This window comes from Dorea sp. 210702-DFI.3.125 (genome assembly GCF_020560945.1).
Classification (GTDB): domain Bacteria; phylum Bacillota; class Clostridia; order Lachnospirales; family Lachnospiraceae; genus Dorea; species Dorea formicigenerans.
The window spans coordinates 1-12,090 of the sequence record NZ_JAJCNF010000005.1 but is presented as its reverse complement, the minus strand read 5'-3'; the positions used below and the strand labels follow the sequence as shown (position 1 = coordinate 12,090).

Below are 12,090 nucleotides of genomic sequence, written 5' to 3'. Positions count from 1 at the left end.
CGAGGATTAATGGCAGGATTTTCGTTATGCCTGCGAGTATAATTCAGTTTTCGGAGCACTGTCTGAGCCTGCCTTTTGGCGAGTTTACGGAGAAAACTGTAATATATGACGCAGCAGGCATAGAAAATCCTGTCTAATCTGAGCGATATAAAAAGTCATCTTTTCATTTTAGGACTGAATATCAATGATGCGAGATATCCGAATATTAACGCTGCGCTGATACCGACTGCACTGGCTTTGAATCCTCCCAGGAACACTCCGATGAATCCTTCCTGATCTACAGCATCTTGGATCCCTTTCCAAAGAAGGTTCCCGAACCCACACAATGGTACGCTCGCACCAGCTCCGGCAAAATCCTGGAATGGCTGATAGATTCCAATCGCTCCAAGAACTGCCCCGCTGCACACTAGAAGTACCATGATACGCCCTGGCATTAGTTTTGTCCTATCCAGCAGGATCTGCGTCAGAGCACAGATGATTCCGCCTATAATAAATGCTTTTATATAATCCATATCTGTCTCCTCTCCATTTCGAAAACCAAAGATCTACTTATATTCTAAGCTTCATGCTCCAACACAATCGCGTGGGCAATCCCCGGCACACTTGCACCTTCGTTGTAGCTGACCGTAGACATGAGTGCTCCTGTAGGCACAAACAACACACGTTCCCATTCTCCCCGTTCGATTTTGGGAAGAATATATGCTGAAAGTACCGTTGCCGCGCACCCGCATCCGCTGCCTCCCGCATGGGTGTCCTGGGTCTGCTGATCAAAGATCGTCATACCACAGTCCAGGTGTTTTCCACGGATATCATAACCTTTTTCAAGCAGCAGATCAAAAAGAATGCTCTGTCCCACATATCCGAGATCTCCTGTAATAATCCGGGAATAATCTTCCGGCGATCTTCCAAAATCCTGTAAATTCTGCCAAATCGTATCACAGGCCGCCGGCGCCATACACGCTCCCATGTTCTGCGAATCTTTCAGACCGTAATCCACAATTTTTCCCACTGTCAGACCACTTATCCTCACATGGCTCTCCTTTTTCCCCACAAGAAACGCTCCACTTCCAGTCACAGTCCAGTGGGCAGACAATGGTCTTTGATTCGCATAACTTAGTGGAAAACGAAATTCTTTTTCCGCACTTCCAAAATGGCTGGAGGTCACTGCAAGTATATATTCGCCATATCCTGCTGCCACACTCATAGATGCCAATGCCAATGCTTCTCCCGATGTTGAACACGCCCCGTAAAGCCCGAACATCGGAATCTGCAGTTTTTCCACTCCCATGCTCGTTGCAATTCCCTGTCTTAGAAGATCCCCGCCAAACAGATACCGTACCTGATTCTGGCTGACATGTGCCTTCCCCATGGCAAGCAGACAGGCTTCCCTTTGCATCGTGCTCTCCGCTTCCTCCCACGTATTTTCTCCAAACAAATCACTTTCTCCGACCAGGTCAAACATTTCTCCAATCGGCCCTGCTCCTTCTTTTTTCCCGACAACAGATGCACTGCTGATGAGATAAGGTGCCCGGTCATATGCTATACTCTGCGCCCCTTTTACTAATTTCATGTATTCCAACTCCCTTTTCTTTTTCAAAGAATACAAGAACAGCCTCGACATTCTTACTGCCAAATGCATGTCATGCATTCAAGAATGCCTCGCAATGACATGCAGCACATGGCATCTGCCTGTTCTCATATTTTCAACATGAAATTAGTATGTTTCTTTTTCTGGCAAAATATTCCCCTGATCCGATTATTTTTTCTCCATTATTGATTCTTTCCAATATGATATTCCTGTCCCAAAATTCGCATCACGATTCTCGATACAATATCCACAAGTAAAAATCCAAATACGATCATCAGACAGGTCTCCACAAGGAGAATCATATGTTCTATGGCAAGCGCCAAGTTCTGCTTCACACAGCCGTACATCATATAATAAAGATTGGCTCCCGGCATCAGCGGAAATACGGATGCTGTCAGAAAGATTGTGGACGGTGCTTTATTAATCCTGGCCATTACAAATGCATACATTCCCACAAATACAGACGCCAGAAGCATTCCAAACAAATAACTGCCGCCGAATTGTCTCACAATCAGATAGACTGTCCATGTCAGAAATGCTCCGATCCCTGAATAAATAACTTTTTTGCCACGTATCTGATAAATTCCAGCCAGTCCGATGCTTCCGACTGATACCGAAACCGCCTGCACAAATATATTGGAGTTTAGCACTGCTCCTCCTGCATTTCCACCGCCATGCAACATTTTCATTGCTAACGCAATTCCAAATGCAATTCCGAGGGCTCCAAGCACAGAATTCATAATCTCCAGAGTTCCGGAAGTAAAGTTTCTCTGAACAACATCACGCAGTCCATTGATCACGCCAAGGGTACTGATCAGCACCATGACAATCCCGATCATAATACGATCCGAATGAATTGCAATTCCCATTTTTTCTGCTAAAAGTATCACCATCTCTGTTACAAATGCGAGGACTAGATTATAGATCATCGGATTCTTTTCCTGTTTTCCAATCCAGTATCCGGTAAGTGCCATTGCAGCTGAAGCAAAAACGGCTACAATCGCATCATTTCGTCCTCCTCCGAAAAAAATTGCAAATGAAGTTCCACTTACAATCTGTGCCAGCACCATAAGTGGAAATGCAAGTACTTTACTTTTTGCAATTTTTTCATAACGTTCATGAATCTCTGCCTGTTTCGGAGTATTGGCACAAACATATCTGGACAAGTTATTAAGCTGATCCAGTTTATCATAATGAGGACTCGTCATTTCAATATAACGGATCTGTGTGATAATCTCTCCTTCGGGCGTCTCCACCGTCATTTGAATATTGATCTGCGAAGCATAGACATCACTTCGCACAAATCCATAACTTCTGCACATGCGATACAGACTGTCCTCCACACGAAATATTTCTGCCCCGCTTTTCAACAGCTCTTCTCCAATATTTAATATTTCCTGCACGATCCGGTTATAATCCATCTGCTTATCCTCTTTTTACGGTTATTTTCCAGAACTTATCAACACTTCTTCAAGTCCATTTTACTTTTTATCCACATTTTTCATTCGAATTTCTATCGTTCCATTATAAAGCTTTCACATTTTCGATACAATGTAAAAAGGTAGGATTTCTTACCAATCTATGATAGAATGTAAATAAATTTGTAGAAAGGTTTATCATTTACATGCACACTTTTTTATTTCTTTTATGCATTATACTGGCTTTAGTATGTGGCACATACGGCATTGCAGTCCGCGCTATTGGCTCTGGTACAGCATTTTTCGCAGTCTGGCTCGTTCTGGCTGTCTTTTTTATATGCGTTGCTTTGGGAATTCATTTTAATCTATGGAAAATGTTCCCTGATATTCTAAAAAAAGGAATTGTCATTATATTTGCCGGTTGTCTGGCATCTTTCCTTATTATTGAAGGACTAATCATAAGCCAGATGCATGTAGCGGGTCCTGATAATCTGGACTATCTTATCGTGTTAGGTGCACAAGTCTATAAAAATGGTCCAAGCCCGGTTCTAAAATTTCGACTGGACAAGGCTTATGAATATCTGTCTGCAAATCCAGAAACCCGATGTATTGTCACCGGCGGCCAGGGATCAAACGAACCCTTTACAGAGGCAAGCTGCATGGCAGATTATCTGGTGAAGCGCGGAATTGATTCCGGGCGCATTATTCTGGAGGATAAATCAACCACCACTGCCCAGAATCTGACTAACAGCATGAAACTGATTTCTGCAGATACGATAAATCACGCACTGGATAGCAACACAACGAATACCGTTGGAATTTTGACCAATGATTTTCATATGTTCCGCGCTATGCAGATTGCGCGAGCGCAGAAGATACCAAACGCTTACGGTATTTCCTGCGGCTCCACGAAAGTATATCTGCCGAACAATATGTTCCGGGAATATTTTGCAGAAATCAAATTTTTGCTAAAACAACTTACAAAGCATTTTCAATAATTCTGATACATTGACCGGTTTTGCCAGATGTCCATTCATTCCGGCATCGGTCGATGCTTTTCTGTCTTCCTCAAATGCATTTGCAGAAAGTGCAATAATTGGAATATTTGCAAGATCCGAATCTTCCAGCTTTGTCTGACCGCTCTCAATCCGGCTGACTTCATGGCGAGCCTTGCGAATCCAATGATCGCATTTAACGGTGTGCGGATATCATGAGACATATTCCTAAGAAACACACTCCGCGCCCGATTTTAAAGCCTTGATACATTCCTCAATTGAATCATACTGAATGATTTCTACTGCTGACCGGAAAGATCATATCCACGCTTCTCTGGCGCTACTCTCCTACAATTTTATTTTTTCAAATCGGTATTTTTGCCGGATCTTTGGATATTTTTCCCGATCCACCTCACTCATAAACATATCATACGGTCTGGCACATATCTTGAACGGCGGATACATCCCCTGATAAACGACCAGCTTCTCTCCCGTCTCCGTATGCTGCGCAAATGCCAGAACCTTGTATAAGTATTCCGAAGTTTCAGAAGACACCCACTCCCGTTTAAAATGTTGCACAATATCTCCTACAAGAATGTCCCGCTCCGGCACATCACCTGCCGCCGGATTTTTTTGCTCCTGTGGTTCTGTGTCCAGTTCCATATATTCATCCTTGTCCAACGAAACCGGAACCCCGGATTTTCCCTCAATGTGTACGCCGCCGTACCAGGTTCCTGTGATTTCAAAAATATCTCCCAAGTCGTACTCGGAAGAATACTCATCATTTTTCTTAATAATTCTTACTCTTGGCATATTTTAATCTCCTTTTTTCATCAATCTCTAATCCCGCAACCATCATCCAGTAATGATTGAAAAATTTATTCACGAAAAAAATCCCTTTATTTTGTAGCTCAATTTTACATTACAATGCCTGCAATTACTTTGTGCTTCGTGCTGACATTATATATCGTAATTTTACCACAAAACAAGGGGATTTTTTTGTTTTTTTACTTAAACTCTACCACAACTTTTCTTCCATCTACAATGTTATCATACAGGCTGTGCACTACATTTTCTGCATTCGCATCTGCTGCCGCGATAAATCCGTATTCATCAGATTCTGCTAACTTCTTTGCCCGTGTCTCTGCCTCGCCCAACACCTCCAGAAGAGCTTCCGGTTCTACATTTAACATTGCAAAATTCGTATCATATAGTGTGATGTCGTCGGATTTAATCTTGACCGAATCTTCATCGACTGTGCAATGCGGAATCGTGATCGTCACCTTATCCTTTGTCTCTTCCACTTCTGCTTCGCTTACATCAAATCCGGCAGTTACGGTTGTTCTGTACTGTACCAGAAAATCTTTCTTTGTGAGCAATGGAATCTTTCCTTTCGTACACTCGAACACATCTGAAATCACCATTTTCTGCGTTGTCAGATCCGATGAATTCTGAATCACCGTCTCAAGCGGAACGCTTTCCTTTTTCGGCGCTGTGAAATGCCTGTAAACAGACACTCCACATACGCTTACCACAACGAAAACTAACACCACAAATCCAATCTTAATTTTTTTCTTCATACTCTTACTCCTCGTCTTTCCTGTAATTTTTCTTTTGTCTTATCTTTGATACCAATTTTTTTGCTGAACTTTGGATTTTTCTCTATTTTTTCTATCACCCGTATCAGTCGTATTCTGTGTTCTGCATTCATTTACACACCGCCTTAATTACTTGTTCTTGCTGTCTTTCGATGATTCCAGTATAATAACTTAAGACATGATAATACATATTCAATAAAGAGTAATAAATATTGATATTCCGCGGATTTCGGGAAATATGGACTCATCACAAATTTTGATAAAGGATTTATATAAATTTTATATCTAATTTTTGATTATCCGTATAAACACTATACTTTCAAATATTTTGAAGTATAGAAAAGCACTCATTTTACCACGAATTTACCATAATTAAACGAGCCTTGATATGACTATAAATAACACTAAAAAGACCTCACACCTAAACGGTGTCTTTTTTAAAAGCAGTCAATCATAAGACCAACTGCTTTGTAAATATAGATATTAAATTGTTAAGCTGAGATTTTACTTAGATTTATCTTTCACTGGTTTGCTATTTTCATCATTTTCTCCTTCAAGCCATGCCATTATGCCAAAGTTACAAAATGGATAAATTATTACTTCTTTATAAACTTCTTGCTCACAACGAGGGCAGATGACATATTCTTCACCTTTTACATTTTTTAATTACCGAAATTCCCTTTTTTATTTGCAAATTACATGTCTTATAGCTTACCATGTTTTTCGTATCTTGCGACTCTTGATATTTTGTTATCCTCATCTACAAATACTACTTTAGGTGGATTTTTCTTTACCTCTTCTGGAGTCATCTGTGCATAGCACATTATGATTATCTTATCACCTGTCTGAACACATCTTGCAGCAGCTCCATTGAGACATATCATTCCGCTGCCTCTTTCTCCTGCAATTGTGTATGTCTCAAATCTGTTCCCATTATTTATATCTACGATACTTACCTTTTCATACTCCAAAATTCCAGCACTGTCAAGTAAGTCTTCGTCTACAGTGATGCTTCCTACATAATCAAGTTCTGCTTGAACTACTGTAGCTCTGTGTATCTTCCCCTTTAACATTTCAAATGTCATATTTAACCCCCGTTTAACCTTCGTAAATAAAGTTGTCAATCAATCTGGTTTTGCCGATATAAACTGCCATGGCAACTAGTACTGGTGCTGTCATCTCCTTGACCGGTTTAACTGAAACAGCGTCTACAGCCTGAACATAATCTATTTTCGCCATAGGCTCAGTTTCAATAAGCTTAATCATTTCTGATACAATTTTATCTGTATCTTTTTCTCCTGCTTTTGCCATATCTTCTCCGAGCTTAACTGCTTTGCTTAAAATTAGTGCCGCCTTTCTCTCATCTTTGCTTAGATATGTATTTCTTGAACTCTTTGCAAGACCATCCTCTTCTCTAACTATAGGGCAGCCCACAATTTCGATATCAAAGTTCAAATCTCTAACCATTCTTTTTATAATCGCAAGCTGCTGTGCATCCTTTTGACCAAAGTAAGCTCTGTCGGGATTTACAATATTAAAAAGTTTAGATACTACTGTGCCTACACCCCTGAAATGTATTGGTCGTGATTTTCCACAAAGTTCCTCTGAAAGACTTTCTATGTTTACATATGTTGAAAAATCGTCAAAATACATATTTTCCGGCTCAGGATTAAATATTAAATTAGCACCTGCCTCCTCACATAGCATAGTATCCCTTTCCAAATCCCTCGGATAGCTTTCCAAATCTTCCCCTACTCCAAATTGAGTCGGATTTACAAAATCACTGACAACAACTCTATCGTTTTCTGAAACAGCCCTTGTAATTAAACTCTTATGTCCTTCGTGCAAAAATCCCATAGTAGGAACAAGACCTACTGTAAGACCTTCTTTCTTCCATTCTTTGACTATAACTCTCACTTCATCTACGGTTTTTACTATTTTCATCGTTCTATCTCCTAATATAACTTGTTAATTACATCTTCTGAAATTTTAAATGTGTGTTCAGGTGCTGGAAAGCTTCCCTGTTTAGTTTCTTCTATATATGCAGCAAAGGCTTCTTTCATTACATCTCCTACCTTTGCGAATTGTTTTACGAATTTAGGTGTAAAGTCAGAGACCATTCCAAGCATGTCCTGATAAACGAGAATCTGTCCATCGCAGCCAGATCCTGCACCTATTCCTATTGTAGGAATATTAATGCTTTCAGAAATAATTTCCGCTAATTTTGCAGGTACGCATTCCAAAACAATCGCAAATGCTCCTGCTTCTTCAACAGCTTTTGCCTCTTCAATGAGTTTCTTTGCTCCCTCTTCACTTTTTCCCTGAACTTTAAAGCCTCCAAAAACGTTCACTGACTGAGGTGTAAGTCCAATATGTGCCATAACAGGAATTGAAGCAGCTGTAATAGCTTTAATCTGTGGACAAACAGAGGCTCCACCTTCTAGCTTTACTGCTTGACATCTTCCTTCTTTCATAAGTCTTCCTGCGTTATACATGGCCTCTTCAACTGAAACTTGATATGACATAAACGGCATATCTCCAACTACTAAGGCATCTTTGGCACCTCTTGTAACTGCTCTTGTATGGTGAATCATATCTTCCATTGTTACCGGCAAAGTATTTTCGTATCCGAGCATAACCATGCCAAGAGAATCTCCAACGAGAATACCGTTAATACCTGACTGATCCATCAATTTAGCTGTCGAATAGTCATAGGCTGTCAGCATTGTAATCTTATCGCCCTTAACCTTCTGTTCTTTAAAAGTGGATACTGTGTTTTTCATTTTTAATTACCTCCGTCATCTTCAAATAGTCACTGTCTAAATGTTTTTCCTGTGCAATACTGAGAAGCTTTTCTGAAAGCAAAAGATATATCATCTCATATCCCACCTTTTCCTCAGACTCGTTTATCCATGCTGCCTTAATAGCTTCAATGTGTTTTGTGATAGTCGACAAATCATTTCGCTCAACAGGACCTGTGAGGGCAGCCGCAACTCCTTTTTCTGCCAATGTGTCGGCATTTCCAGTAAACAAAGGCACTAAGGCTTTCTTTGCATCTTTTTTATCAAAGCCGCATTTTACAAGCATTTCAGCCCCCACTTGAAAAAGTCCGTTTACGAGATTGCTTACAACTACTGCACCGCAGTGGTAAAGAGATTTATTTTCCGCTCCCATTGCGATTACCTTATTTCCTGCTCGCTCAAAGATACTCTTAATCTCATCTAGATTCTCTGCCGAACCCTCCACAGTAAAATAAGCCTTATTCAAGTGTTTCCATGATTCGCACTTATCACTTATTGCATATAGGGGATGTACCGAATAGATATTTGCACCGAGGTTTTCACCATCAAAAAAAACGGTTGATGAAATCGAACCGCTGCAATGACAAATATTTTTATTTTTAATATCCAGATTCTTCATATAATCCCATACTTTGCTTATCTGTCCATCAGGCACAGTAATAAACAGGGTATCACTGTCACTTAAGATATCCTCTATACTCTTATATAGTTTTGTGTTAGTAAAATCTGCTGCTGATTTAGCTGATTCCGGTGATTTGCTGAAGTAACCCGTAATCTCTACGCCGTTTTCCTTCAGGTATTTTCCAAGGGAAAATCCTACTTTCCCCGCTCCGATAAATCCTGCTCTCATATCGATCACTCCTTTCTGGGAAGTGACAATCATGAAAATCTGCATGGATGAGGTCTCGTTCAAACTGATATAATCCTCATGGTTTAAAAATAAAAAATATGTGGTATAGTTTCTGTTCGAATACTATCTACCCATTACTATAGCACCTATTTAAGTGATTGTACAGAGAAAAAAATAAGGCACCACTCTAACTAATTTATCATTAAAGTGATGCTAATATAAATCGTGTTATTTAGCTTTTCTGTATTTAATCATTTTCACAATCTGAATTATCAAAGTCGGGATAAAAATATAAAGCATGACAAAACACTTCTTCATTTTTCGCTTGATTACCCACCACAGAAAAGAAAGAACCCTGTAAAGAGCCTTACCACCATTGGTGGTGCTTTGCACTCTTGATTGGGCTTTTTGTTTGCTGTATCTTTCATGCAAGAGGAAAATTAAAGTCCTCTATTCCATTTCTCTTTTAGATAATCTTCATAGTCCGTTTCATTAAAATCTAATTGTGGCGAAGTGTTGGGAATGTTGTTTCTGTTGTCTATATCTGCAAGCTGACGGAATATCCAATCATCATAAGGGTCGTGATATTTATACTCTTTGGGCTGTTCTCTGTATCGGTCTAACCCTCGCATTTCCTTATGTACTTTCATCATGCGTTCCAATTTCTGACGCTGTATCAACTGCTTGATTTCCATAAGTTCTTCCAACTCTACTACCTCACTAGAAAGATAATTGCTAATGTATCTAATCAATGTAGTTTCCATGTAAAATCTACATTCTTTTTCGTCATTGAAAAATTCATTTTCAGACAAATAATCTAAGGAAACATTAAAATCCTGTTCTCGTTTGATAACGTCCATGATATATGGCTCGGTGTGGTCAATATATTTCCATTCCCCCGACAATAATTCATTCGGTGTTACTCCCAGCACGTCCATTATCTTTTCCAATGTATCAAAGGTAGGATAATTCACACCTCGTTCAATCTTGGAAAGGCTCTGCATATTGATACCGATTTTATTGGCAAGTTCCTGTTGTTTCATTCCCCTGTGTTTTCTTATGATTTGTATGTTTTCTCCTAAGAAACTGATTTTCTTTTCATAATACTCCATAACTTAGTATAACCGCTCCTTTCGTTGCTTTTATTGTCATTTATAAGCATATCATACTTAATATATATCGAAAAGTCAATCGAAACTTCTTGACAAGTAATTCTAGTGGCGTTATTATCTTATCAGACAGAGTGATTAAGCACGCTAGGGTCAATCACACACTTGAGTAAGCATATATAAGAGATGTTTTCACTTTGATAGCATGAATGAGCATGGACTATCAGACTAAAAATAGGGTTTCTGACTGGGGCTGTTTCGTTTAGCCACGAGCCTCTCAAGGCTCGTGAGCGTTAAGAACGGAACAGACACAGGAAGAAAGGGAACGCCTTTAGGCGCTCGTAAAGGGCGTATATGTAACACCGCCCTGCGCATACATGTCATAGTACCTAGAAACTGTGATAAATAAAGGACAAAACGCTATTTTTACCCCGCAAAAAAACGGGGCATACGAAAGGAGTAATGCACTATAACTACACACAAAAATTTATCCGTTAAGATTGATTACATCAGCATTGTATTTGAAACGGCAACCGCTGAAGATGTAATCATGCACATTTTAGGTTTACCGACTGATATTTTCAATGTCTATCCGGCAAGCATTAAATACAAAACCTATCAAGCACGCTGGCAGATTGGAGATATTTATGTATCGGGGGACGCAAGAAAGACAGAGGACAACCCACAGGGGCTAGGCTGTTATCTTGTTATGACTGGCAGAGGTTGTGATGATATTTTCCGTATTCTCGACAGTAGGAATTATACCTTTGGGGATATGTTCCGACGCTGTGAGCGAAGATACGGACTGGATAATTTTCATTTCACAAGACTTGATATTGCCATTGATGATAAGAACGAAAAGCCATTCTTTACCATAGAGCAGATAAAGAAGAAATGCGAAAAAGAGGAATTTATCTCCAATAGTGAGGGCTACCACTTTGATGAAAGCAAGTTTGACGATTTCGACACCGCAAAGACTGTTTATATCGGTGCTGGAAAATCTGGATTATCCTACCGCTTTTATGATAAGGATAAGGAAGTCTGTTCAAAACATAATAAGACGCTTGAGGAAGTCGGCAGTTGGAAACGAACAGAAATGCAACTGCGTGATGATAAGGCTCATGTTTTTGCCATGACATTTAAGGACAGACCGCTGGAACTTGGGGAACTGGCTTTCGGGCTACTGGCAAACAACCTACGCTTTGTCGTGCCAAACAGAAACGAAAGTAATAAAAGCAGGTGGAAAACGTGTCGATTTTGGGAACGCTTTTTAGGGGCTGTGGAAGTCTTGAAACTGCAAGTACCAAAGCAGCATAATTCCCTTGAAGAAACACAGCAATGGCTCACAGAGGGTGGCGTCATTTCCGCTGTCAAAAGTTTTTATTTCTTGGAAGAACATGACGCATTAGGTGGACTGGAAAAAGTAGGAACTATGCTTGATAAGGCAAGATACAGCAATTCCCTTTCCAGTAAATTAACCGCCCATTTACAGAGGATAAACCGCACCGACCTTATCCCCTATATCCAGTATGACACAAAACATGGGAAAGGGGGTATCTGATGAATAACAACGATATTCCCGTATGGGAAAAATACACCCTTACCATTGAAGAAGCGTCAAAGTATTTCCGCATTGGAGAAAACAAGTTAAGACGATTGGCAGAGGAAAACAAGGACGCTGGCTGGCTCATTATGAATGGCAACCGCATACAGATTAAACGCCGACAGTTT

General features: G+C 40.0%; 15 protein-coding genes. 3 read left to right on the top strand and 12 right to left on the bottom strand.

The annotated features are described in order from the left end of the window. Window positions 1–155: 155 nt before the first annotated feature. The 3 genes from spoVAE to LI164_RS03800 all read right to left on the bottom strand — a co-directional run bounded on the left by spoVAE (window position 156) and on the right by LI164_RS03800 (window position 3,009). Complete coding sequence (spoVAE, locus tag LI164_RS03810) at window positions 156–512, bottom strand: stage V sporulation protein AE (protein WP_173794092.1); 357 nt, start codon at window positions 510–512, stop codon at window positions 156–158. A gap of 44 nt (window positions 513–556) precedes the next feature. Then, window positions 557–1,570 carry a stage V sporulation protein AD gene (locus LI164_RS03805; RefSeq protein WP_105309849.1) on the bottom strand — a complete coding sequence of 338 codons (1,014 nt, stop codon included), beginning with the start codon at window positions 1,568–1,570 and terminating at the stop codon, window positions 557–559. A 200-nt stretch (window positions 1,571–1,770) separates the two neighbouring features. Next, the gene (locus LI164_RS03800; protein ID WP_227086739.1) at window positions 1,771–3,009 is read right to left on the bottom strand and encodes a threonine/serine exporter ThrE family protein; all 1,239 of its coding nucleotides are present in this window, start codon (window positions 3,007–3,009) and stop codon (window positions 1,771–1,773) included. A 203-nt stretch (window positions 3,010–3,212) separates the two neighbouring features. On the opposite strand from LI164_RS03800, the gene LI164_RS03795 reads away from it, so the two are divergent. Continuing rightward, complete coding sequence (locus tag LI164_RS03795) at window positions 3,213–4,004, top strand: YdcF family protein (protein ID WP_118364026.1); 792 nt, start codon at window positions 3,213–3,215, stop codon at window positions 4,002–4,004. A 35-nt stretch (window positions 4,005–4,039) separates the two neighbouring features. On the opposite strand, the gene LI164_RS16265 is transcribed toward LI164_RS03795, so the two are convergent. The 9 genes from LI164_RS16265 to LI164_RS03755 form a co-directional block, all read right to left on the bottom strand. After that, window positions 4,040–4,240, bottom strand: coding sequence for a histidine kinase dimerization/phospho-acceptor domain-containing protein (locus LI164_RS16265; RefSeq protein ID WP_207635924.1), 201 nt, complete (start codon window positions 4,238–4,240; stop codon window positions 4,040–4,042). 109 nt (window positions 4,241–4,349) lie between these two features. After that, window positions 4,350–4,814 (bottom strand): DUF1653 domain-containing protein, encoded by a 465-nt coding sequence (locus tag LI164_RS03785; RefSeq protein ID WP_117614300.1) that lies wholly within the window; start codon window positions 4,812–4,814, stop codon window positions 4,350–4,352. Between the two features lie 194 nt (window positions 4,815–5,008). After that, window positions 5,009–5,581: a DUF4230 domain-containing protein gene (locus LI164_RS03780; protein ID WP_227086738.1), complete on the bottom strand. Its 573-nt coding sequence runs from the start codon at window positions 5,579–5,581 to the stop codon at window positions 5,009–5,011. Beyond that, a complete protein-coding gene (locus tag LI164_RS15915; RefSeq protein ID WP_005332445.1) occupies window positions 5,578–5,712 on the bottom strand; it encodes a hypothetical protein in 135 nt (44 codons plus the stop codon). Before LI164_RS15915 ends, LI164_RS03780 begins: the two co-directional genes overlap by 4 nt. Window positions 5,713–6,303: 591 nt before the next feature. After that, the gene (gene panD, locus LI164_RS03775; protein WP_004847071.1) at window positions 6,304–6,684 is read right to left on the bottom strand and encodes an aspartate 1-decarboxylase; all 381 of its coding nucleotides are present in this window, start codon (window positions 6,682–6,684) and stop codon (window positions 6,304–6,306) included. 13 nt (window positions 6,685–6,697) lie between these two features. Beyond that, complete coding sequence (gene panC, locus LI164_RS03770) at window positions 6,698–7,543, bottom strand: pantoate--beta-alanine ligase (RefSeq protein WP_004847070.1); 846 nt, start codon at window positions 7,541–7,543, stop codon at window positions 6,698–6,700. 11 nt (window positions 7,544–7,554) lie between these two features. Continuing rightward, window positions 7,555–8,382 carry a 3-methyl-2-oxobutanoate hydroxymethyltransferase gene (gene panB / locus LI164_RS03765; RefSeq protein ID WP_004847068.1) on the bottom strand — a complete coding sequence of 276 codons (828 nt, stop codon included), beginning with the start codon at window positions 8,380–8,382 and terminating at the stop codon, window positions 7,555–7,557. Then, on the bottom strand, window positions 8,357–9,313 hold the full coding sequence (locus tag LI164_RS03760; protein ID WP_227086737.1) for a Rossmann-like and DUF2520 domain-containing protein: 957 nt from the start codon (window positions 9,311–9,313) through the stop codon (window positions 8,357–8,359). The genes panB and LI164_RS03760 overlap by 26 nt, the downstream gene beginning before the upstream one ends. Before the next feature lie 377 nt (window positions 9,314–9,690). Further along, entirely contained in the window at window positions 9,691–10,362 is a 672-nt protein-coding gene (locus LI164_RS03755) for a helix-turn-helix domain-containing protein (protein WP_004847061.1), read from the bottom strand. 496 nt (window positions 10,363–10,858) lie between these two features. Here LI164_RS03755 and LI164_RS03750 point away from each other — a divergent pair, with 496 nt between their 5' ends. Both LI164_RS03750 and LI164_RS03745 read left to right on the top strand, forming a co-directional pair. Further along, complete coding sequence (locus tag LI164_RS03750; protein ID WP_259302594.1) at window positions 10,859–11,920, top strand: replication initiation factor domain-containing protein; 1,062 nt, start codon at window positions 10,859–10,861, stop codon at window positions 11,918–11,920. Further along, the coding region (locus tag LI164_RS03745; RefSeq protein WP_111230939.1) for an excisionase at window positions 11,920–12,090 on the top strand (171 nt) is incomplete at its 3' end. The genes LI164_RS03750 and LI164_RS03745, both read left to right, overlap by 1 nt.